The organism is Uniformispora flossi (assembly GCF_049534875.1).
Taxonomy (GTDB): domain Bacteria; phylum Actinomycetota; class Actinomycetes; order Streptomycetales; family Streptomycetaceae; genus Yinghuangia; species Yinghuangia aomiensis.
The window spans coordinates 278,761-300,178 of sequence record NZ_JBMULZ010000003.1 but is presented as its reverse complement, the minus strand read 5'-3'; the positions used below and the strand labels follow the sequence as shown (position 1 = coordinate 300,178).

The following is a 21,418-nucleotide window of genomic DNA, read 5'->3' as shown; positions in this document are numbered from 1 at the left end:
CCGGAATTCCGCAGATCATCTCAACGTTGTACGATTCGACAGTAAAGCTCTTGATAAAGACCGACTCTGCCTGATGCAGAGCTGGCGAGGCCGCTCGGCGGTCGTTCCCTCCGATCCGGTTCTCGCGGGTGAGGGGCGGCATCTACCCCGGTCGACGCTTTGAGGACAGCTCTCGGCGTACCGGGTACTCCCTGTGCGCTACCAGGCGGCAGGAAGCAGTACGTCGAGTGATATCGACCTACACCGCGCTGCTGCGGACCCCGTCCGCGTGGCGCTTTCTGGCTCCCGGGCTCGTGGCACGGCTGCCCTACGCCATGCTCGGCCTGGGCATCGTGCTCCTGGTCAAGGACGCCACCGGCTCGTACGGCATGGCGGGCGCCGTCTCGGCGGCCATGGCCGTCGCGCTGGCGGCGGTAGGCCCCCAGACCGGGCGGCTGGCCGACCGCTACGGCCAGGCGGCCGTGCTGGTGCCGGGCGCGCTCGTGCACGGCGCGGCGGTGGCCGCGCTCATCGTGTGCGCCAAATCCGGCGCACCGACGTGGACGCTGTTCGTGACCGCGATCGCGGCCGGTGCGTCGGTGCCGCAGATCGGATCGATGGTGCGGGCCCGCTGGGTGGCCAAGCTCCAGGGGCAGCCGCTGCTGCCGACGGCGTTCGCGTTCGAGTCGGTGACCGACGAGTTCACGTTCGTGGTCGGCCCGGTCGTGGCGACGTTCCTGGCCACGGGCATCGACCCCGGCGTGGGCTTGGCCGTCGAAGCCGTGCTCACGGTCGTCGGGTCGCTGGCGTTCGCCGCCCAGCGCTCCACGGCGCCGGCCCGGCGGGCGGCGGCAGGTGACGAACGGCACGCTTCGGCGTTGCGCGTCGCGGGAGTAAGGCTCCTCGTTGCGGCGTTTGTGTGCATCGGAATGGTGTTCGGCACCGTGCAGGTGGCGATCACCGCATTCGCGGAGGAAGCCGGCCAGGCGGGGCTCGCCGGCGCGCTGTACGCGGTGTTCGCGGGCGGCAGTTTGATCGCGGGCGCGGTGTACGGGGCTGTCGCGTGGCGGCGGGCGGCGCATACGCGGCTCGCGGCGGCGTTCGGCATGCTGGCGCTCGGCACCGCACCGCTGTTCGCGGTGCCGAACATCGGCGTGATGATCCCGGTCGCGCTGCTGGTCGGCCTGGGTCTGGCACCCACGCTCATCACCGGCTACACGCTGGTGGAGACGCTGGTGCCGGCCGCGGCCAAGACCGAGGCGTTCACCTGGCTGACCGGCGCGGTCGGCCTCGGGCTCGCGCTCGGATCGACGCTCGCCGGGGTGGCGACGGACGAATTCGGGGCCGGTCCCGCGTTCGTCCTCACGTTCGCGGCGGCGGCCTCGGGGCTGGCCATCGTGTCCCTCGGTCGGCGGCTCCTGACGCCGACGCGCGGCGCGGCGGCCGGGGCCGTGGTGGACGTAACTCCGGTGGATGCTGCACCATTGGCACTCGGCAGGTGAGAGTGCCAGCACCTGTCTTGCGAAGGAGGACCTGACCGTGCCGACGTACCAGTACCAGTGCACCGCTTGCGGCGAGGGGCTTGAGGCCGTCCAGAAGTTCACAGACGACGCTCTCACCGAGTGCCCGGCCTGCCAGGGCCGCCTGCGCAAGGTGTTCTCGGCTGTCGGAGTCGTGTTCAAGGGCTCCGGCTTCTACCGGACGGACAGCCGGGGGTCGTCCAGCTCGTCGACGGTGCCGGCGGCTTCGTCTTCTTCGTCGGGGTCGTCGTCTTCGGACTCGTCCTCGTCGTCTTCGACTTCGTCGTCCACGTCGTCTTCCTCGTCTTCGTCGTCTTCGTCGTCGAGCACGTCGACGGCTTCGACGGGGTCCTGAGCGGGCGGGGCCGGGATGACGACCGCGCCCGCGGTTTCGGCGCACGGCGTGCTGCCCGCCGAGGTGCCGCCTGCCGAGATCGGCGTGATCGGCGGGTCGGGGTTCTACTCGTTCCTCGACAACGTCGTGGAAGTGCGGATCGACACGCCCTACGGCGCGCCGAGCGACGCGCTGTTCTTCGGCGACATCGGCGGCCGCCGCGTCGCGTTCCTGCCGCGGCACGGACGCGACCACACGATCCCGCCGCACCGCATCAACTACCGCGCCAACCTGTGGGCGCTCCGCGCCGCCGGGGTGACGCAGGTCCTCGCGCCGTGCGCGGTCGGCGGACTCCGCGCCGAGCTGGGCCCGGGCACGCTCGTGGTGCCGGACCAGCTGGTGGACCGGACGTCGGCGCGCGTGCAGACGTTCTTCGACGAGCCGCCGGCGCCGGTGGTGCACACGTCGTTCGCCGATCCGTACTGCCCGTCGGGCCGCGCGGTCGCGATCGCTTCGGCCCGCGCCGGGGAGTGGGAGCCGGTCGACGGCGGGACGCTGGTCGTCATCGAGGGCCCGCGGTTCTCCACCCGCGCCGAGTCGCGCTGGTACGCGGCGCAGGGCTGGTCGGTCGTCGGCATGACGGGCCACCCGGAAGCGGTGCTGGCCCGCGAGCTGGGCCTCTGCTTCACGGCGATGGCGCTGGTCACCGACCTCGACGCGGGCGTCGAAGCGGGCGAGGGCGTGACGCACGCGGAGGTGCTGGAGGTCTTCGCCAAGAACGTGGGACGGCTGCGGACGCTGCTGTTCGACGTGGTGGCGGGCATGCCGGTGGAGCGGGTGTGCGCGTGCGGGGCGGAGGATGTGCCGCGGCCGGTGTGAGGGATGCCGGGCCTGCGGTCTGTGCGGTTTGGTGGTCGCGCGGCTTGCGGTTGCGCGGCTTGCGTTCTGCGGTTGGGTGAGGCGGGTTCTCGGAACCGGGCAGAGGTTGTCTGCTCGGGGGCGGGGGCCCGTTTTGCGTTGGGGTTGAGGGTGAGCGGGTTGGGGGGTCGGTCGGCACAGGATCGGCTCGGGCTGGATCGGCTCGGCGGGAGGTCGGGCGAGCCGCCGGGCCGTCGAGCGTGCGCGGCGTCGTGGTGAGGGGTTCGGCGTGCGGTCGGCCGGAGGCTGGGGCGAGTGCGGCATGCCGGGTGGTGACCGGCTGGTGGGGGTGGCTAGAGCGCCGGTGCCGAGGCGGCTCGTGGGGATGGGCGTGTTGATTTCGGCGTGTGCGGGCGACCGATCGTGGTGGGGTTGCGTGGGGGGCGCGGCGGTGCGCGACGTGGCGGTGGGCGTCGTGCCCGTTGGAGCATCGCCAGGTCTGTCCGTGAGAGCGCGTTGAAGCGGGCGCGTTGCAGCGTGGCCGCGGCTGCCCGGCCGGTGTCGCCCGCAGCCGGGCGCCTCGTGTGCCGGGGCGCCGGGTGTGTCGCGGGGAACCGCGGGGCCGGCTGCTTGGGCCTGCCCTCCGCAGCCCGGGCGCCTCGCGGCTGGGGCGAGTCGCCGCTCCCGGGTCACCCACGGGCGCGACGTGGCGGTGGCCGCGGACATGCTCGTCCATCGGCCGTTCACGAGCTTGCCGAACGAGTCCGGGGCTCCGTCGTCCGCGCGCCTGCACAGCCGCCGTCGGGCCGCAATCACTCACTCGTGTGATTCCGTTGTCCACAGGCTGTGGTTATCCACAACGTGGGGTTTTTCGTCCGGTGCGGGCGCGCCGGGCCCGCAGTCTGGATGCGCGGCGCGACTGGGCGTCCGCGTATCCGACTCGGGGGTTGTCATGGTCCGCAGCACGTCGTCGTTCGGGGCAGGTGGGCGGCTCCGGGGCGCGGGCCCGCGTGGCGCTTCGGTGCCGGGGCCGTCGTCGGCGCGGGGGCGGATCCGCGTGGTGCGGCGTTGGGTGGCACGGTACCGGCGTCCGTTGGCTGCGGCTTGCGCCGCGATCGCCGTCGCGGCGGCCCTGGCGGTGGCGCGTCCGCTGGGCCCGCACACGGTCCCGGTGCTCACGGCCGCACGTGATCTGGACACCGGGGCGGTACCGGGACCGCGCGACGTCCGGGTCGCCCGGTTTCCCGCCGACCTCGTGCCGACGCGCGCCTTGCGGCAGGCTGCGGACACCGGTGGCCGTGCCCTCGCCGCGGCGGTGCGGCGCGGCGAACCGATCACCGATGTCCGGCTGGTGGGACCGCAGTTGCGCGGATCGCCGGGCGGCGTCGCGCTCCCGGTGCGCTTCGCCGACGCGGAAGCGGCCCGGTTGCTGCTCCCGGGCGATCGCGTGGACGTCTTGGCCGGTCCCCCCGGCGACGCGGTGTCGATTTCGGCTGCGGTGCGGCCGAGCGGTCCTCCCGCCCCGGCGCGCGTGGTGGCGCGCGATGCGACGGTGCTGGCTCGCCCCGACGGCGGGCCGGACCGGGTCGGCGGCCTGCTGGTCCTGGACGTCCCGCCGGATACTGCGGCGGTCTTGGCCGGGGCCGCGGCGACGGCGCCGCTGACGTACGTCATACACACGTCCACCAGCGGGCCGGGGGTGGCCAAGTGAGGTGGTGGTCGCGCGGACGGTGATGCGGGCGCGTCGGCGGCTACAGGTGGTGCGGGGGCTTCTCGTCGAGGAACCGGCGGATGTCGGCGGCGTCGTTGGAACGGCTCTCGCCCCAGGTCGCGTCACGCTCGTCGCTGGTGCGGTCCGGCAGCAGGTCGTCCCACCCGAACCGGTCGCGCGCGGCGGGCTTGCGCGCGGGCGTACCGCTCGCGGCCGCGTCCGCGGACGGCTCGGGTCCGTCGGCGGGACGCGCGGGGTCGGCCATGAGAAGGCTCCGGATTCGTTCGGTGTGAGGACGAGACCGTCGGCTCCCGGCGGCTCGTGTTCAGGACTCCCAGGCTACGGAACTCGCGGCCGAGCCGGGGACGGCGGTGTCGCGGAACCGGGTCGGGGCGGGTTGGAGACGTCCGCACAGCGGCGCGACCGGCTGGCGGCTGGCGGCTGGCGGCTGGCGGCTGGCGGCTGGCGGCTGGCGGCTGGCGGCTGGCGGCTACTGGATCATCGGCCACCGCCGCCGCTCTCGTCATGCCTGCGCACCCACGCCGACGCAGTCGAGTCGGAAAGCCGCAACGGGCGGGAATAGGGGGCGAGGGCGGCGGTGGGGGCCGGGAGAGGCCGTGGGCCGAGTGAGGGGCCGCGTGAGGCGGCGGGCCGAGTGAGGCGGCCGCGTAAGGCGGCGGGCCGAGTGAGGCGGCCGCGTAAGGCGGCGGGCCGAGTGAGGCGGCCGCGTAAGGCGGCGGGCCGAGTGAGGCGGCCGCGTGAGGCGGCGGGCCGAGTGAGGCGGCCGCGTGGCGGTTCGGCCATCTGGGCCGCGGCGTCCGACGTCCCCCACACAACACCGCGCGCCCGGGAAGTCTCCCGGGCGCGGGTTATGCGGTGGTGCTGGGTGGGGTGGTGGTGGTCGGTCAGGCGGCCAAGCCCTGTTCGGTGGCCAGGTGACGGAGTTCGACCAAGGCCTGCTTCTCGATCTGGCGGATGCGCTCGCGGGTGAGGCCGAGCTGTTTGCCGACTTCGGTCAGCGTGTGCTGCTTGCCGTCGAGCATGCCGTAGCGAGCCTTCATGATCGTCGCCGTGCGGGTGTCCAGGTGCGCGACGAGGTCGGCAATCTGGCGGCGCTCCATGGTGGCCAAGGCGACGTCTTCCGGCGTCACCGGGTCGGTTTCCTGGACGAGTTCGCCGAGTTCGGTCTCGCCGTCGTCGCCCACCGGGCTGTCCAGGCTGATCGGGTCGCGCGCCCACCCGAGGACGTCGGCGACGCGCTCCGGCGTGCTGCCCAGGATCGCGGCGATCTCCGGGAACTCCGGTTCGTGGCCGTGGTCGCGGGCGAACTCGCGCTGGACGCGGCGGATCTTGCCGAGTTCCTCGACCAGGTGGACGGGCAGCCGCACGGTCCGCGCCTGGTCCGCCATCGCGCGGGTGATGGCCTGACGGATCCACCACGTCGCGTAGGTCGAGAACTTGAAGCCCTTCAGGTAGTCGAACTTCTCGACCGCCCGGACCAGCCCCACGTTCCCCTCCTGCACCAGGTCCAGGAACGGCATGCCGCTGCGCGGGTAGCGCCGCGCCACGGACACCACCAGGCGGAGGTTCGCGCGAATGAACTCGTCTTTCGCCCGGTGCCCTTCGGCGACCAGTGCCCTCAGTTCGCCCTCGGACGCGCCCTTCGGCAGCGCGCCTTCTTCCAGCAGGTGTTCCGCGTACAGGCCGGCTTCGATGGCCTGCGACAGTTCCACCTCGCGCGCAGCGTCGAGCAGCGGCGTACGGCTGATCTCGTCGAGGTACACACCGACCGTGTCGCGCTCCGCGTCCGCGGCCTTCCGCGTGCGCGAGGCTGCAACCCGATCGGCTCCCTGACGGGCAACGCCCCGTGTGGTCGGCATCTGTGACCCTCGCTTTCCTTAGCGTTCGTCGTATTTGCCCAACAAGCGATGGTCCTGTGATATTCCGTCCGCAGGTGTACTCTCGATAGGTTGGCCGCCCGGCGGCCACCTCCTGGGCCCGTGCACCCCGCTCCGGCTTCCCGCACGCGGCGCGCCCATTCCTGCCACCCGCCGAATCCGGCAACGGTCGACAGCGCCGACGCGTCCGTCCTCCGCGCCGCCTCGCCTTCCCCGGGGCTCTGACCTGGTAACGGCCGAAAGCCTCTCCGTGTTCCTGCCCGACCCCGCGCCGTGCATCCGCACCTGTGGCGAAAAACCGTCACAGGGGGCCCGAGTGTCCGCATATGGAGATCAGCCGTCCGTATCGCGGGATTCTGTACCAGCATGCGGTCCGTGCTTGCCGCACGCCGCCGCGGCTCAGCATCATCGCCGCATGGCCCCCGCACTCATCTCCCGTCGCCACGTGGACCTGCTGCGTGTCGCGACCATGATGTGTCCGGGCGCGGCCGATGCCCGGCGCTGTTGTCGCGCCGCCCGCGTCTGACCGCCGGAGCGTCGCCCCCGGGCACCACGTCCGACGGTTGTCGATGCGCGCGGAGGTGCGCGCCACACCGCCACCCCGCACGCTCCATCTGATCCCCCACGCCGGCAGCCGGGTTCCGGGCCGCCGACACTTCCGCGCCCGCGACGACGGCACCGCCCGCCCGACAAGGCCCGTCAGCCCGACGCAACACCGTGCGGTGCTGCATGAGGCCGTGCCGTCGCGTACCCGAGCCCGGCGTCCCCGCCTGCCCGCACCCGCCCCGCCTCACCCTCCGGACGACTTCGCCGTCGCTTCGCGACCCAGCCCCCCGAGGTTCCGCATGCCCGCCACCCCCGCCCGCCCTTCGCACGAGCCCGAACAACACGGACAACACGAGCCCGGACCACACCAAGCCGGGCACGGACCCGAAGACAACGACAACCCCACCGCCCCCGTCTTCCACTGGTTCCTCCCCACCGGCGGTGACGGCCGGGACCCCGGCGGGGTCACCGCCGTCCAGGGCCGCACCCGGGCGGCGACCCGGCGTCCCGCCGACCTGCGCTACCTCGCGCAGGTGGCGCAGGCCGCCGAGCAGGCCGGCTTTGCGGCGCTGCTGACGCCGGTCGGCCTGGGCTGCGTCGATCCGTGGATCCTGGCGTCCGCACTGACCCAGCACACCGAGCGCATCGGCTTCCTGGTGGCGTTCCGCGCGGGCTTCGCCAGTCCCACGCTGCTCGCCCAACAGGCCGATGCCTTCCGCAAGTTCGCTCACGGGCGGCTCCGGCTCAACGTGGTGACCGGCGGCGACCCCGCCGAGCAGCGCGCGTACGGCGACCACCTCGCACACGACGAGCGCTACGCCCGCACCGACGAGTACATGGCCGCGCTCCGGGCACTCCTCGACGGCAAACGCGTCGACGTCGCGGGCGCGTACGTCCACTTGGAAGGCGCCCAGCTGGCCGATCCGGCCGTCAAACACCCCGTGCCGCTCTACTTCGGCGGGGCTTCCGCCGCCGCCGAGGCCGTCGCGGCACGCCGCGCGGACGTCCAACTCCTCTGGGGCGAACCGCCGTCCGCTCTCGCCGAGCGCATCGACCGGCTGCGGGCCAACGCCGGACGGGACGACCTCCGCTTCGGCCTGCGCCTGCACGTCATCACCCGCGACACGTCCGCCGAGGCGTGGGCCGAGGCCGAGCGCATCCTGGCCGGGCTCGACCCCGATGCGGTACGCGCGTCCCAGACCCGCTTCGCCACCATGGACTCCACCGGCCAAGCTCGCATGACCGCCCTCCACCAAGGCGAAACCCCTTCCCACGCTCAGGACTTGCTGGTCGCCCCCAACCTGTGGGCGGGCATCGGCCTGGTCCGCGAGGGCGCCGGCACAGCGCTGGTCGGGTCGCACGACGAGGTGGCCGGCCGGCTCGCCGAGTACCGGACGCTCGGCATCGACGAGTTCGTCCTGTCCGGCTATCCGCACCTGGAAGAGGCCTATCGGGTCGGCGAGGAAGTCGTCCCGCGCGTCAGGGACTTGATCGGCGCCGCGAAAACCGCGGACGCGGGACCCGCGCAATGACCACCACCACGGCAGACTCGGCTCCGCCCACCTCCGGCCCGCCCACCGACACCCCGGGCGCCCCCGACTCCGCCCCCACCCCTTCCCGCCTCCTCGCCCTCCTTCGCTGGAAGCCCCTCCACTGGGCCGCCCTGCGCCTCGTCGCCCTCGGGGTGCTGCTGGCCGCCTGGCAGCTCGTGGTCGTGCTGGAAGTGTGGCCGCGTGTCCTCGTCCCGTCGCCGGGTGAGGTCTGGCACCAGTTCATCCTCACCTCGACCACGCACGACGGGGTCCGCGGCTACGGCGACCATCTGCTGATCGAGCACCTGGCCGTAAGCCTGCGCCGGATCGGGATCGGGACGGGGTACGCGGTGCTGTTCGGCGTCCCGCTCGGCGTCGCGATCGGCTTGCTTCGGCCGGTGGCCGTGGTCCTGGAGCCCGCGGTGACGTTCCTGCGGACGCTGCCGCCGCTCGCCTATCTGAGCCTGCTGGTCATCTGGTTCGGCATCGACGAGTCGCCGAAGATCTGGCTGCTCGTCATCGCCGCGCTGCCGCCGATTGCCGCGGCCACCGCGGCGGCCGTGCGCGGCGTGCCGCGGGACCTGCTGGAAGCCGCCCGGGCGCTCGGGGCCCGGCGCTGGTCGACGCTCGGCGGCGTGGTGCTGCCGTCCGCGCTGCCGGAGATCCTCACCGGAGTCCGAATCGCGGTCGGCGTCGCCTACACCTCGGTCGTCGCGGCGGAAACCATCAACGGCGTCCCCGGGATCGGCGGCATGATCCGCGACGCCCAGCGCTACAACCAGACCTCGGTCGTCATCGTCGGCATCATCGCGATCGGCCTCTCCGGGATCGTCCTGGACGCCCTGCTGCGCGGCGCCGAACGACTTCTCGTCCCCTGGCGCGGCCGCGCCTGAGCCGGCCCGCCCCTCTCCGCACGTCCTCTCGCTCTCGTCACCCCATTCCCCAAGGAGTCGCCATGCCCGCATTCCCCCGCCGTCGTGCCCTGTCGCTCGCCGCGAGCGCCGTGACCGCCGTGCTCGCCGTCTCGCTCACCGCGTGCGGCGGCGACGGCGACGGCAAGTCCGAAGGTGCCGGCGGCAAGGGCAGAGTCACCGTCCGCATCGCGTACCAGGAGATCCCCAACGCGGACCTGGTCGTCAAGGACCGCAAGCTGCTGGAGCAGGCGCTGCCGGACGCCGACGTGAAGTGGGTCAAGTTCGACTCCGGCGGCGACGTGAACACCGCGGTCATCGCCGGTTCCGTGGACTTCGGGCTGGCCGGGTCGAGCCCGGTGACGAAGGGCCTGTCCGCGCCGCTGAACATCCCCTACAAGGTGCTGTGGATCCACGACCTGATCGGCGACAACGAGGCCTTGGTCGCGCGCGGCGGCATCACGGACATCAAGCAGCTCGCGGGCAAGAAGGTCGCCACGCCGTTCGGCTCCACCGCGCACTACTCGCTGCTGGCCGCGCTGCAAGGCGCCGGCGTGGACCCGGCCAAGGTGAACGTCATCGACCTCCAGCCGCAGGACGCGCTCGCGGCGTGGAAGCGCGGCGACATCGACGCCGCGTACACGTGGACGCCGACGCTCGGCGAGCTGGAGAAGGACGGCAAGGTGCTAGTCACCAGCCGCCAACTCGCCGACCAGGGCAAGCGCACCGCGGATCTCGGGGTAGTGACGAACAAGTTCGCCAAGGACCACCCCGAGGTCGTCACCGCGTGGCTCAAGGCCGAGGACCAGGCGGTCAAGCTCGCCAAGTCCGACCCGGCGCAGGCCGCGGCGTCCATCGCGAAGCAGCTGAACATCAGCCCTGCCGACGCCGAAACCCAGCTCAAGCAGCTGGTGTTGCTGGACGCCGCCGAGCAGACCGGCGCGGACTACCTGGGCACGCCGGGCGCGCCGGGGAAGCTCGCGCAGAACCTGCACGACGCCGCGGTGTTCCTGAAGAGCCAGCAGAAGATCGATGCGGTCCCGGACGCGTCGGTGTTCGCGGCGGCGCTCGCGGCCGAGGAGCTCTCACGTGCCCGCGGCTGAGCTGCCGACGCCGCGGACGGCCAACGCCGCGGGTACTGACGATGCTCCGGTGGTCGTCATCGACCGGGTGACGGTCCGGTTCGGGGACGGCGGCGGGAGGTTCCGGCGGGCGCGTGCCGTGCCGGTCGACGCGTTGTCGGACGTGTCGTTGACCGTGCGGGAGGGCGAGTTCGCGGTGCTGGTCGGCCCGTCGGGCTGCGGCAAGACCACCCTGCTGCGCGTCGTCGCGGGCTTCGCGCAGCCCGCGACGGGCACCGCCCGGGTGCACGGCGCCGCGCCGGTGCCCGGCCGGGGCATCGGCGTCGTCTTCCAGCAGCCGCGGCTGTTCCCGTGGCGCACCGTGGGCGGGAACCTGACCTTCGCCCTTGCGCGGCACGGCGTCCCGCACGCGGAACGCGCGGCCCGGGCGGAGGAGCTGCTGGACCGCGTGGGGCTGCCCGGGATGTCCCACCGCCGGGTCTGGGAGCTGTCCGGCGGGCAGCAGCAGCGGGTGGCCATCGCCCGTGCGCTCGCCGCCGAGCCGCGTCTGCTGCTGCTCGACGAACCGTTCGCCGCGCTCGATGCCCTGACGCGCGAGCGGCTCCAGGAGGAAGTGCGCACCCTCGCGGCCCGGACCCGCACCACGGTCGTCTTCGTCACGCACTCCGCCGACGAGGCGGTCCTGCTCGGCTCCCGCGTCCTGGTCATGGCCGCGTCCCCGGGGCGGATCGCCGCCGACCTCCCGATTCCCCTGCCCCGCAACGCCGATACCGACGTGCCCGCCCTCCGCGGCACGGCCGAATTCGCCCGCCTCCGCGCCGAGCTCTCCGCGGCGCTGCGCGGCCCCGCCGCCCGGTAAACCGGAACCGGCCCTCGCACGCCGTCCGCTACCCTGTCCCGGAAGCCTCAGTAGCTCAGGGGATAGAGCACCGCTCTCCTAAAGCGGGTGTCGCAGGTTCGAATCCTGCCTGGGGCACACGGCAACCCCAGGTCAGATAGCCTCTGACCTGGGGTTTTGTGTTTCATGCGGAGGGTCGGCGGAACGGCGTCACGAGACGTAGTTGGAGAGCACCCAACCCCTGATGCCGGTCGCGTTGTGCTTCACGTAGTACCAGACCTGGAAGTCCTGGTCGGCGACGACAAAACCGGTGCAGTAGACCGTGACCTTGGCGTTCTTCTGCAGGACACGCAGGATCGGGGACTTGTACGTCCCCTTCGTCTTGCGCAGGTTCACGTTGTTGCCGGTGATCTTCGCGGTGTGGTCCCTGTCGTTGCGCAGGTTGCACAGCGAGTTGTCGACGGCCGAGGCCGACGGCGCCAGGGCGATGCCCGCCCCCACGAACAAGGACACCGTGGCCGTCGCGGCAGCCATCCTGCGGCCGAGCTTCTTCATCCGGGACTCCTTGGAAGCAGATCTTGGAAGCAGATCGCAGCGTGGGCCCTACGCTGAGTGCAATGCGCACATCATTGGCCAATGACCAGAGCCGCAGATAGCCGAATCACGCGGTCGTTGCGGCGTCTTGGGCGCCACCAAAGGGCCTTGCACTTGGTGCAGTTGCGGCATCCAATCCCCACTCACCCGATTGCGCGGCAGATTCGCGCTTCGCGTAATAGACCCCCGACCCGGCGGCGGCAGAGGGTAGGCGCGGGTGGCTTATGGGTGTCCTGGGGCGGATGGGGCCTGGGGAAGCATGGGTTGCCGCAATTCGCGAGGAGTCTCTCTTTTATGGTGCTGGCACACAGGGCTGCGTCCCGGGCGGGAACAGCTGCGGCGGTCGCGGGGGCGACGGTTGCGGCGGTGTTGTTCGCCGCGGGGACGGCCACGGCCGAGATCGGGACGACGGCCAAGTACGACGGCAGCGTCGACGGGACCCGGGGCAGCGTCTGGCTGAAGGTTCCCGTGGAAGGCAAGCCGGGGGCGTTCGAGTGGCGCCACCCGGTCACGAACCTGAAGAAGCTCAAGGCCGACGGCGACGTCGTCAAGGTCTACTGCATCGACCTGGCCACCAAGATCAAGGCGGCGTCGGAGTACCGGGAAGGGTCGTGGAGCGACTCCTGGCTCAACGACTCGGACAAGACGCGGCGCATCAACTGGGTGCTGAACAACTCGTACCCGAAGATCGGCGACCTCGACTCGCTGGCCGGCGCGGCCGGAATCACCAAGGGGCAGCTGGACGTTCCCGAGGCGGTCGCGGCGACGCAGGCGGCGATCTGGCACTACAGCAACGGCGCCCAGCTGCCCGGCAAGGACCAGCAGGGCGACAAGCAGGCCGCCGAGGTCCTCAAGCTGTACACGTACCTGACGGGTGCGAAGAACACCGGTCTCGAGGAGCCCAAGCCGTCGCTGCGGCTGGAGCCGAACGCCGCGCAGGGCGCGCCGGGCGACCAGCCGATCGGCCCGCTGAAGGTGGCGACCAACGCCACCGGTCCGGTGACCGTCAAGGTCAAGGGCCAGGCGCCCGAGGGTGTTTCGCTCGTCGGCAAGGACGGCAAGCCGGTCGCGGACGCGAAGAACGGCACCGAGCTGTACGCGAAGGTCCCGGCCGGTACGGCCGCGGGCAAGCTGGAGGTCACCGCCGAGACGAAGACGGCGATCAGCATCGGCCGCGTCTTCGTCGGCAAGGACCGCAAGGACACGCAGACACTGATCAGCGCGGGCGCGTCCGAGGTGAAGGCAAGCGCGAAGGGCTCGTTCACGTGGGCGCCGCAGCCCAAGCCGGTGCCCGGAGCGACCAGTGAAATCGACTGCGCACAGGGCGGGTTGGTCGTCACGCTGACCAACACCGGCAAGGCACCCGCGGACTTCCAGGTCGGCGACACGAAGGTGACGGTCCCGGCCGGCGGGACCAAGAAGCAGGTGGTCAAGGTCGCCGAGGACACCGACTACACGGTGAAGGTGACCGGCCCGGAGGGCTTCGAGAAGACGTTCGCGGGCAAGCGGGACTGCGAGACCCCGCCGCCGGTCGTCGACGAGGAGGTCCCGACGCCGAACCAGCCCGCCGAGGAGCAGGAAGAGCAGCCCGCCACGACGGCGCCGCAGCCGAGCCCGAGCGGCCCGAGCCTGGCCGAGACCGGCGGCTCCGGCTCGAACAACGGCCTGCTGGCCGGTATCGCGGGCGGTCTGCTGCTCGCGGGCGGCGGCGCGGTGTTTCTGGTCAAGCGCCGGACCGGCGGGAACCGCGCGGTCTGAGGAATAGGCCGAACCCGTGGGTCCAGTAGCTCAGTAGACCCGTAGCCACAAATACAGCGCAGGGCCCGCCTCGGTCACCGAGGCGGGCCCTGCCTGCGTCGGCCGGCAGGACCCGGCCCCGATATTCGCTGGAGACCCCCGCCCCCGCGCTCCTACAGTCGACGGGCCGGAATTCGACGTGCGGTGCCGGTGGGTGACGGTCCGACGGGAAGGCTGAGGGCAGAGCTGTGGTGCGGGTGGCGTATCCACGGACCGGGCATGTGCCCTGGTCGCCGGGGGCGACCGCGGACGATGTGCGCGCGGGGGACCTCGCCGGGCTGGTCGGACGCGAAGTCGTGGTCACCGAGAAGCTCGACGGCGAGAACACCACGCTGTACGCCGACGGCCTGCACGCCCGCTCGGTCGACTCCGCGCACCACCCGTCCCGGGCCTGGGTCAAAGGCCTGCAAGGCCGGGTCGGCGCCGGGATCCCCGCCGGATGGCGCATCTGCGGCGAGAACATGTACGCACGCCACTCGCTCGCCTACGACGCCCTCGACAGCTGGTTCTACGGCTTCTCCGTCTGGGACGCCGCCGACCGCTGCCTGCCCTGGGACGCCACCGTCCGGTTCCTGCGCCGCCTCGGCATTCCCGCACCGCCGGTGCTGTGGCGCGGCGTCTTCGACGAACGCGCCCTGCGGAAACTCCCGTTGGACACACAGCGGCAGGAAGGCTACGTCGTCCGCACCGTCGACGGCTTCCCCCGCGACGCGTTCGGGCACCACGTCGCCAAGTGGGTACGGGCACGCCACGTGCAGACCGACACCCACTGGATGTTCGCGGACGTCGTGCCCAACGGCCTGGGCCCGCAGGCGCCGCTGTGGGACGTCCGGTCCGGTGCGGAACCCGATCTCCTCGCATTGGCCGACGTGTTGGGCACCCACGAACCGGCCGGCCGATCCGACGTCGCCGACGCCGTCGCGCGCCTCGACGGCCTCGGCCGCACCGGGGACACCCGCCTGGCGGGCGTCCTCGCCGCGTTCCTGCACCGCGGCCACCGCGGCGACCTCGCCCGGCGCCTGCCCGCCGTCCTCGGCATGCCGCTCGCCCGCCGCGTCGCCGACCTCGTCGGACTGCAGAAACGGCTGCGCCATCCGTTCCCCGACGAGCACCGGCGCGCCGGGCTGACCCGGATGGCGTTCGCCGCCGACCTCGGGGTCCTGCACGCGGTGGCGCGAGCCGCGCTCTGCGGCGCGCAGGGTCCGGAAGCGGACGAGGCCCGCGAGCAGGTCGACTGGTCGGCCCTGGTCGCGGAGGACGCCGGGCTGCTCGGCGAGGACCCGCTCGCCGGGCTCCGGAGCGGCATCGGCACGGCTCTGGCCGGCCTCCCACCGGACGCCGCGGACCGCTGCTGGGCCGAGGCCCGGGAGCTGCATGCGGACGGCCGCGTCGTCGGCCCCGACGACGCCGTGGCGGCGACGTGGCGGTACCGGTCCGGGGAGTTTCCGCGGCTGATCCACCTGGTCGGCCCGTCCGGCAGCGGCAAGAGCCGGTTCGCCCGCGGGCTCCCGGACGTCGACACCGTCGTCGGCCTGGACGACCTCCGCGAAGACCGCGGCGCCCGCGCGGACCAGCGGGCCAACAGCGACGTGCTCCGCCACGCCCGCGACCGGCTCGACGCCGCCCTGGCCCGCGGCGGCACAGTGGTATGGGACGCCACCTCGCTCGTCCGCCCGCAGCGCGCGGCCGTGCACGGCGTGGCACACCGCCGGGACGCGCTGGTCACGCACGCGGTCCTGCTGGTCGACGGGACGACCGCCGCGCTCCGCAACGGCGCGCGGGACCACGCGGTGCCGGCGGGGGTGCTGGACGCGCAGGCGCACCGGTTCTCGCCGCCGTACCCCGGCGAGGCGCACCGGACGTGGTACATCGGGGCGGACGGCACGGTGGACGACACCGACGGGTTGTCGGGCGGCGCGGAGGACTGATGCGTACCAGCGAGGAGATCTACCACCGGGTCCGCTGGGACGCGCGGTTCGACCCGGCCCGGTTCGTGCTGGGCGTGAGCCGCCGCGGCAAGGAGCCCAAGCGGGTGCCGCTGCCTGCGTTCGTGCCCGGCGGCGAGATCCCGTGGCACCGCGTGGTGTTCATCGAGGCCGACGGCGAGCGGGTGTGGGACCGCGAGTCGGGCGTGGACGTGGTCGGCAAGACCGGCGCGGGCCTGGCCCGAGCACCCCGCCGCCTGCGCGCCCCGCATTTCACGGCGCGTCCGGCCTTCACCTGGGACGGCCGCGCCTGGCAGGCCGAGGCAGCCCCGCAGGCCGCTCCGTCGACGGCGACCGGCTTTCGCGTCCTGACCTGGAACACCTTGTGGGACCGCTACGACGGCGAGCGCCTCGACACCGCGCGCCGCCGCCTGGCGCTGCTCGACGCGTTGCGGGCGGCCGACGCCGACGTGATCGCGCTGCAGGAAGTCGAGGCGGACCTCGTCACCCTGCTCGCCGCCGCCCCGTGGGTGCAGGCCGCCTACACGCTGACCACCGACCCGGGCAGCCCCCGGGACGTGGACGACACCGGCCTCCTGCTGCTCAGCCGCTTCCCCGTCCGCGAAACCGGCGAACTGGTGCTGGGCTCGCACAAGGCCGCCCTCGCGATCACCGTCGACGCGCCGTCCGGACCCCTGGTCGTCACCACCACCCACCTGACCAGCAACCACACGGAGAGCGCAAAGGCCCGCCGCAACGAGGAACTCACGCTTCTCGCGGAGGCGTTGGCAGATGTCGAGGGCGAGGCCCTGCTGCTCGGCGACTTCAACGACGGCACCGACCTTCCCGCGGTCTCGCTGGGTATGCGCGACGCCTGGACGGAAGTCCGCGGCCCGGCCGACGGCACACCGACCTTCGACCCGGGTGCGAACCCGCTGGCCGCCCTGTCGTCGCTGACCGGCCGCGCGCAGCGTCTCGACCGCGTGCTGCTGCGGGAGGTCGGCGGGTCCGGCCCGGGCGCGGGCCTGCATCCGGCGTCCGCCGGACTGATCGGCGATGTCCCGGCCGAAGACGGGCTGTTCGTGTCGGACCATTACGGGGTCGCGGTCGCGCTGGTGCCCGCGGACGTGGCCGCGGGAAGCGTCCTGGACGCGCCGCCCACCGCCCGCACCGCGGTGGCGTGGCTGCCGCCGGACGAGGTGTGGCCGGCGATCCAGGACGTGCGCACCGCGCACGACCCGGCGGTCCACCGCTGGCCGCCGCACGTGAACGTGCTCTTCGGGTTCGTCGCCGAGGCGGAGTTCGACCGTGCGCTCCCGCTCCTCGCCGAAGCCGCCGCCGAGGTCACGCCCTTCGAGGTCCGGCTCGACGGCGTCCACACCTTCGGCCACCGCGACGACGCCACGGTCTGGCTCGACCCGGCCGGCGACACCGCGGGGTGGCAGGACCTGTACCAGGCCCTGCGCCGCCGTTTCCCGCGCTGCCGCGGCCGCCAGGAAGGCTTCACTCCGCATCTGACGCTGGGCCGCAGCCGCGACCCGCAGCGCGTCGCCACGGAGTCCGCGACCAGGCTGCGCGGACTCGGCGACCAAGCCCTCGGTGTCGGCGAGTTGGTCGTTCTTTCCCGCCGCGGCACCGAGCCGATGCGGGTCCGCGCCGCCGTCGCGCTCGGCACCGGCGAGGTCCGCGCGGTGGCCGACCCCGGCCCGGGTGCCGAGGCCGCCCACGCCTCGCCGGCCGCCGACCACGCCGCCGCGGCGGTCGCCCAACGCATCGCCGATGCGCTGCCCGAAGGCGTTGTGCACACCTTCGGCTCGCGCCGCATGCGCCTCGCGCTCGCCAACGCGGACCTGGACCTGGTCGCCGCACTGCCGGGGCAGGTCGACGCCGCGGAAGTCCAGCGCCGGATCACCGCCGCGCTGCCCGAGGCGACGGCAGTGCGCGCGGTCGTCGGCGCCCGCGTCCCCGGCCTGCGGCTCGCCGTCGGCGCCCTGCATGTGGACGTGCTGCTGGTCGGAACCGGCACCGTCGCGCCTGCCGAAGCGGTTGTCCGGCGCGCCGAGTTGGGCGACGACGCCGCGGTGGCGCTGAGCGCGGTCACCGACGCGGACGCGGTTCGCCGCACGGTGGACTCCGTCGGCGTCGCGGACGAAGCCGCCGCGCTGGTCCGCGCCGTCAAGGCCTGGGCCCGCGCCCGCGGCCTGGACGCGGCCCCGTTCGGCGGCCTCAGCGGCCTGGCCTGGACGCTGATGGCCGCCCGCACCGCCGCGGCCGCCCCGGCCCTCGGATCCGACGCCCGGCTGCGGCAGTTCTTCGGCGACTGGGCGTCCTGGGACTGGGCCGAGCCGGTCGCGTTGTCCACGCTTGCCACGACGGCGCCCGCGGCGGGACCGCTGACCGTCCTCACCCCGACCGCCCCGGTGCGCAGTTGCACCCAGCACGTCTCCGCGGCGGGCCGCGACCTGGTGACCGCGGAGCTGTACCGGGCCTGGGAAATCCTCGACACCGCGCTCGCCGACGGCACCGACCCGTGGCCCGACCTGCTCGCCCCGCCGCCGCTGCACGCCCGGCACGCCGCCTGGCTGACGGTGACGGTCCGCGCCGACTCGCCGACAGCCCTCGCCGTCGCCGAAGGGCGTTTCCGCGGCCGGGTCCGCGGCCTGCTCGGCGCGCTGGACGACCTCGGCGCCGACGGCGTCCACGCGTGGCCGCGCCCGTACGACGCCACCCCCGCGCAAGTCCGCTACGCCATCGGCCTCGGACGCACTCCCCTGCCCGCGGACACCGTTGCCGACGCCGCCCGGCGCTGGGCCAAGGACCTGCCCGGCACCGACACCGCGGTCGTCGACGGAGGGAGCGTCCCGACCCTGCGCTGACCGGCGCGTCACCCGTCCGGGGCATCCCCCGTCGAACCGTTCCTCGTTCTCGTACGTGTGGACGGCGTGCGCGGCCTCGGGCCGCGGGCACGGCGAGTCCGAAGAACGAACGCCCAGGGAGGGCTTGTGGACGGCGAGAACACGCTCGGACGGCGGCAGATGCTGGCGGTTTCCGCGGTGGTGGTGGCAGGCGGCGCGGCATTGACCGCCTGCGGCAGCGACGACGGCAAGAAGTCCGGCGGGGCGTCCGGCCAGGCCCTCGGCAAGACCACCGACATCCCGGTCGGCGGCGGCAAGATCTTCGAAAGCCAGGGCGTCGTGGTCACCCAGCCGACTGCCGGCACGTTCAAGGCCTTCAGCTCCACCTGCACGCACCAGGGCTGCACCGTCTCCCAGGTGGTCGACGGGCTGATCGAATGCCCGTGCCACGGCAGCGCCTTCTCGATCACCGACGCCGCGGTCAAGGCCGGCCCGGCGCCCAGTCCGCTGCCGGCCAAGCAGATCACGGTCACGGGCGACCAGATCACGCTGGCCTGACGGGCCTTCGGCCGCGGCCGGCCCGGGGTGTCAGGGCGGTCAGGGCGGTCAGGGCGGTCAGGGCGGTCAGGCGCGGGTCGTGCTGGTGGCGGTCATCGCGATGATCGAGGTCAGGTGGGTGCCGTTCATCCACAGTCCGAGGAGGTCGCGGTCCACCGGCACGATGCGCTGCCCCCGGGCGAGGTCGCGGGCCGGACCGGTGAACCGGCAACTGGCCACGAAAATCGCCACCTCCGCGTGGTGCACGGGGCGGGCGGTGCCGACGAACCGCTGCATGTCGGGGCTGCCCACGCTGCGGTCCGGGGCGTAGCGCTTGCACTGGATCACCACGAAGCGGCCGTTGGGCAGCCGCCCGGTGACGTCCGCGCCCAGGTCGCCCGCCCCGCCGCTGACCTGCACCTGGGTGCAGCCGTCGCGCTCGCACAGGGCGGCGACGTGGTGTTCGAACGCGGTGCCGTCCATCGCGTCGACCGCGGCCAGCGAGCGCGCGATGCGGCGTTGCGCGGACCGCGCGGCGCCGCGGATCCCGGACCGGATCCAGCGGAAGCCCTGCACCACGGCCACCAGGAACGCGGCTGCCGCGCACACGCCGAGGAGCGTTTCCCAGGCCCGGAGATACGCGGCGACGCCCGCGGCCACGCAGAACGCGACGGTGAGGTAGCCGTAGAACCGGGCGAGGGCACGGCCGAGGGGGCGCCGCGCGGGGCGGGGGCCGCCGCCGGAGCGGCGCTGCCGCGGGACGCGCGAGCGGGTCGTCCGCCGCGGCCGGTTCCGCGTACTGCCGCGTGTCGGCCGCCGTGCGGTACTCACTCGCAACTCCCCCGTGATCTCACCTGTTCGGACGAGTATCGAACGTAGTGCAAAGGGGCGCGGATCTTCACGCGGGCATAACCAGGTTGCGGACCACTCCGCGCTTACGCGTATCCTTGGTCCCTGTTGCGGGCGATTAGCTCAGTGGGAGAGCGCTTCGTTCACACCGAAGAGGTCACTGGTTCGAACCCAGTATCGCCCACCCGCATCCGGAAGCCCGGTCCTTCGTGGACCGGGCTTCCGGTGTTTCCTGGCCCGACGAATTACTTGACTTAGTCTGTAAAAAGGCTCGGATCCGTGGTTCGATCTGCCCATGGACGCCACCGCACCCACAACCCCGCGCCCCGCGCTCGACCTGTTGGACGGCGAGTTCTACGCGCGCGACCCGTTCCCCACCTACGCCTGGTTCCGCGACCACGAGCCGGTGGCCTGGGACGCGGGCAACGAACTGTGGGGCATCTTCCGCTACGCGGACCTCAAGGACGTCGAGGCGCGCAGCGAGCACTTCGTCAACTCGGACAAGACGAAGGGCGGCTACCGCCCGAACATGCCGGCCGACCCGGCGATCATCGGCCTGGACAACCCCCTGCACAACCAGCGCCGAAAGCTGGTCAGCAAGTGGTTCACGCCGCGCGGCGTCCGCGAGTGGGAGCAGCACGTCCGCACGGTATGCGTCGACATCCTCGACGCGGCGGTCGCCAAGGGCACCGTCGAGGTGGTGGGCGACCTGGCGTCGGTGCTGCCCGCCATGATGATCGGCCGCCTGCTCGGCTTCCCCGAGGACCAGTGGCCGCTGCTGCGCGACTGGTCCGAGCGCACCATCGCGCTGGGCGGCGGCCCGCGCTACCGCAACGACGACGGGCACGCCGCGGTGGGCGAGTTCGCGACCGCGGGCCTGGCACTGTTCGAGGAGAAGAAGCGCTGCCCGGCGGACGACGTGATGACCACGTGGACCCGGGCGAGCATCGACGGGCAGCCGATCGGCCCGGCCGAGGTGATCAGCGACTGCCTGCTGCTGCTCGACGGCGGCGCGGAGACGACCCGCACGGTCATCGCCCGCACGTTCCTCAACCTGATCGCCCACCCCGAGCAGTGGGACCTGATCCGCGGCGGCGCCGATCTGACGGTCGCCACCGAGGAGTTCATCCGCTACGTCACGCCGATCCACAACATGTGCCGGGTGGCGGTCGGCGACCAGCGGGTCGGCGACACGGTGATCCCGGACGGCCACCAGGTCGTCATGATGTACGGCTCGGCCAACCGCGACCCGCGGGTGTTCGCCGACCCGGAGAAGTTCGACGTGACGCGGTCCCCCAACGACCACATCACGTTCGGCTTCGGCACGCACTTCTGCCTCGGGGCGCCGCTGGCGCGCCTGGAGATCCGGATCTTCTTCGAAGAGCTGCTGAAGCGCGTCGACGCGATCCGGCTCACCCCGGGCACCGAGGTCGTCGACATGCCGAACGCGTTCGTGCACGGCATCCGCGAGGCGTACGTCGACCTCGTGCCGCGCGGCTGAGTCCGCGCCCCTCCAGACCCCGCTGCCGCCGCGGAACCGGGAGCCCGCGAGCGGCGGTCGGGACGGACGGTGGTCCGGGCGGGCGGCTGTGCGCCGCCCGGTCCGGACCACCGCTCCGCACGAACCGGAACGCCGGCCCCCGCTTGAGCCG

The 21,418-nt window shown here is 73.0% G+C and carries 17 protein-coding genes and 2 tRNA genes; 15 read left to right on the top strand and 4 right to left on the bottom strand.

Features of this window, described 5'->3' with window-relative positions; all coding sequences use genetic code 11:
• Window positions 1–227: 227 nt before the first annotated feature.
• From ACPA54_RS08515 to ACPA54_RS08500, 4 genes are all read left to right on the top strand, one after another.
• Window positions 228–1,481 carry an MFS transporter gene (locus ACPA54_RS08515; RefSeq protein ID WP_423528063.1) on the top strand — a complete coding sequence of 418 codons (1,254 nt, stop codon included), beginning with the start codon at window positions 228–230 and terminating at the stop codon, window positions 1,479–1,481.
• Window positions 1,482–1,518: 37 nt separating this feature from the next.
• Window positions 1,519–1,854 carry an FmdB family zinc ribbon protein gene (locus ACPA54_RS08510; RefSeq protein WP_423528062.1) on the top strand — a complete coding sequence of 112 codons (336 nt, stop codon included), beginning with the start codon at window positions 1,519–1,521 and terminating at the stop codon, window positions 1,852–1,854.
• Between the two features lie 15 nt (window positions 1,855–1,869).
• A complete protein-coding gene (locus ACPA54_RS08505; protein WP_423528061.1) occupies window positions 1,870–2,712 on the top strand; it encodes an S-methyl-5'-thioadenosine phosphorylase in 843 nt (280 codons plus the stop codon).
• A 1,072-nt stretch (window positions 2,713–3,784) separates the two neighbouring features.
• Window positions 3,785–4,402, top strand: a complete 618-nt coding sequence (locus ACPA54_RS08500; protein ID WP_423528060.1) for an SAF domain-containing protein — start codon at window positions 3,785–3,787, stop codon at window positions 4,400–4,402.
• Window positions 4,403–4,442: 40 nt separating this feature from the next.
• Here ACPA54_RS08500 and ACPA54_RS08495 read toward each other — a convergent pair whose 3' ends face one another.
• The gene (locus ACPA54_RS08495) at window positions 4,443–4,667 is read right to left on the bottom strand and encodes a hypothetical protein (RefSeq protein ID WP_423528059.1); all 225 of its coding nucleotides are present in this window, start codon (window positions 4,665–4,667) and stop codon (window positions 4,443–4,445) included.
• 640 nt (window positions 4,668–5,307) lie between these two features.
• Window positions 5,308–6,282 (bottom strand): sigma-70 family RNA polymerase sigma factor, encoded by a 975-nt coding sequence (locus ACPA54_RS08490; RefSeq protein WP_423528058.1) that lies wholly within the window; start codon window positions 6,280–6,282, stop codon window positions 5,308–5,310.
• An 863-nt stretch (window positions 6,283–7,145) separates the two neighbouring features.
• Here ACPA54_RS08490 and ACPA54_RS08485 point away from each other — a divergent pair.
• From ACPA54_RS08485 to ACPA54_RS08465, 5 genes are all read left to right on the top strand, one after another.
• On the top strand, window positions 7,146–8,378 hold the full coding sequence (locus tag ACPA54_RS08485) for an LLM class flavin-dependent oxidoreductase (RefSeq protein ID WP_423528057.1): 1,233 nt from the start codon (window positions 7,146–7,148) through the stop codon (window positions 8,376–8,378).
• On the top strand, window positions 8,375–9,271 hold the full coding sequence (locus ACPA54_RS08480) for an ABC transporter permease (RefSeq protein ID WP_423528056.1): 897 nt from the start codon (window positions 8,375–8,377) through the stop codon (window positions 9,269–9,271). Before ACPA54_RS08485 ends, ACPA54_RS08480 begins: the two co-directional genes overlap by 4 nt.
• Before the next feature lie 62 nt (window positions 9,272–9,333).
• Window positions 9,334–10,392 (top strand): taurine ABC transporter substrate-binding protein, encoded by a 1,059-nt coding sequence (locus ACPA54_RS08475; protein WP_423528055.1) that lies wholly within the window; start codon window positions 9,334–9,336, stop codon window positions 10,390–10,392.
• Window positions 10,379–11,230 carry an ABC transporter ATP-binding protein gene (locus ACPA54_RS08470; protein ID WP_423528054.1) on the top strand — a complete coding sequence of 284 codons (852 nt, stop codon included), beginning with the start codon at window positions 10,379–10,381 and terminating at the stop codon, window positions 11,228–11,230. The genes ACPA54_RS08475 and ACPA54_RS08470 overlap by 14 nt, the downstream gene beginning before the upstream one ends.
• A 44-nt stretch (window positions 11,231–11,274) precedes the next feature.
• Window positions 11,275–11,347: transfer RNA gene (locus ACPA54_RS08465), tRNA-Arg, on the top strand.
• 72 nt (window positions 11,348–11,419) lie between these two features.
• Here ACPA54_RS08465 and ACPA54_RS08460 read toward each other — a convergent pair.
• Window positions 11,420–11,764 (bottom strand): SH3 domain-containing protein, encoded by a 345-nt coding sequence (locus tag ACPA54_RS08460; protein WP_423528053.1) that lies wholly within the window; start codon window positions 11,762–11,764, stop codon window positions 11,420–11,422.
• Between the two features lie 333 nt (window positions 11,765–12,097).
• On the opposite strand from ACPA54_RS08460, the gene ACPA54_RS08455 reads away from it, so the two are divergent.
• The 4 genes from ACPA54_RS08455 to ACPA54_RS08440 all read left to right on the top strand — a co-directional run bounded on the left by ACPA54_RS08455 (window position 12,098) and on the right by ACPA54_RS08440 (window position 18,938).
• Entirely contained in the window at window positions 12,098–13,561 is a 1,464-nt protein-coding gene (locus ACPA54_RS08455) for a Cys-Gln thioester bond-forming surface protein (protein WP_423528052.1), read from the top strand.
• A gap of 230 nt (window positions 13,562–13,791) precedes the next feature.
• On the top strand, window positions 13,792–15,528 hold the full coding sequence (locus ACPA54_RS08450) for an RNA ligase family protein (RefSeq protein ID WP_423528303.1): 1,737 nt from the start codon (window positions 13,792–13,794) through the stop codon (window positions 15,526–15,528).
• Window positions 15,528–18,401, top strand: coding sequence for a poly(A) polymerase (locus tag ACPA54_RS08445; protein ID WP_423528051.1), 2,874 nt, complete (start codon window positions 15,528–15,530; stop codon window positions 18,399–18,401). Before ACPA54_RS08450 ends, ACPA54_RS08445 begins: the two co-directional genes overlap by 1 nt.
• A gap of 159 nt (window positions 18,402–18,560) precedes the next feature.
• Window positions 18,561–18,938, top strand: coding sequence for a Rieske (2Fe-2S) protein (locus ACPA54_RS08440; RefSeq protein ID WP_345676033.1), 378 nt, complete (start codon window positions 18,561–18,563; stop codon window positions 18,936–18,938).
• Between the two features lie 66 nt (window positions 18,939–19,004).
• Here the strand turns inward: ACPA54_RS08440 and ACPA54_RS08435 are convergent, their stop codons facing one another.
• Window positions 19,005–19,748 carry a restriction endonuclease gene (locus ACPA54_RS08435; protein ID WP_423528050.1) on the bottom strand — a complete coding sequence of 248 codons (744 nt, stop codon included), beginning with the start codon at window positions 19,746–19,748 and terminating at the stop codon, window positions 19,005–19,007.
• 130 nt (window positions 19,749–19,878) lie between these two features.
• On the opposite strand from ACPA54_RS08435, the gene ACPA54_RS08430 reads away from it, so the two are divergent.
• Together ACPA54_RS08430 and ACPA54_RS08425 are read left to right on the top strand one after the other, a co-directional pair.
• A tRNA-Val gene (locus tag ACPA54_RS08430) sits at window positions 19,879–19,950 on the top strand.
• Between the two features lie 111 nt (window positions 19,951–20,061).
• On the top strand, window positions 20,062–21,267 hold the full coding sequence (locus ACPA54_RS08425) for a cytochrome P450 (protein ID WP_423528049.1): 1,206 nt from the start codon (window positions 20,062–20,064) through the stop codon (window positions 21,265–21,267).
• Window positions 21,268–21,418 lie beyond the last annotated feature (151 nt).

Bases quoted from the DNA above. Each gene is read 5' to 3' on its own strand.
- ACPA54_RS08440 (WP_345676033.1), top strand. From the start codon at position 18,561: ATGCTGGCGGTTTCCGCGGTGGTGGTGGCAGGCGGCGCGGCATTGACC.
- ACPA54_RS08485 (WP_423528057.1), top strand. From the start codon at position 7,146: ATGCCCGCCACCCCCGCCCGCCCTTCGCACGAGCCCGAACAACACGGA.
- ACPA54_RS08460 (WP_423528053.1), bottom strand. From the start codon at position 11,764: ATGAAGAAGCTCGGCCGCAGGATGGCTGCCGCGACGGCCACGGTGTCC.
- ACPA54_RS08480 (WP_423528056.1), top strand. From the start codon at position 8,375: ATGACCACCACCACGGCAGACTCGGCTCCGCCCACCTCCGGCCCGCCC.
- ACPA54_RS08505 (WP_423528061.1), top strand. From the start codon at position 1,870: ATGACGACCGCGCCCGCGGTTTCGGCGCACGGCGTGCTGCCCGCCGAG.
- ACPA54_RS08455 (WP_423528052.1), top strand. From the start codon at position 12,098: ATGGTGCTGGCACACAGGGCTGCGTCCCGGGCGGGAACAGCTGCGGCG.
- ACPA54_RS08490 (WP_423528058.1), bottom strand. From the start codon at position 6,282: ATGCCGACCACACGGGGCGTTGCCCGTCAGGGAGCCGATCGGGTTGCA.
- ACPA54_RS08445 (WP_423528051.1), top strand. From the start codon at position 15,528: ATGCGTACCAGCGAGGAGATCTACCACCGGGTCCGCTGGGACGCGCGG.
- ACPA54_RS08475 (WP_423528055.1), top strand. From the start codon at position 9,334: ATGCCCGCATTCCCCCGCCGTCGTGCCCTGTCGCTCGCCGCGAGCGCC.
- ACPA54_RS08425 (WP_423528049.1), top strand. From the start codon at position 20,062: ATGGACGCCACCGCACCCACAACCCCGCGCCCCGCGCTCGACCTGTTG.
- ACPA54_RS08495 (WP_423528059.1), bottom strand. From the start codon at position 4,667: ATGGCCGACCCCGCGCGTCCCGCCGACGGACCCGAGCCGTCCGCGGAC.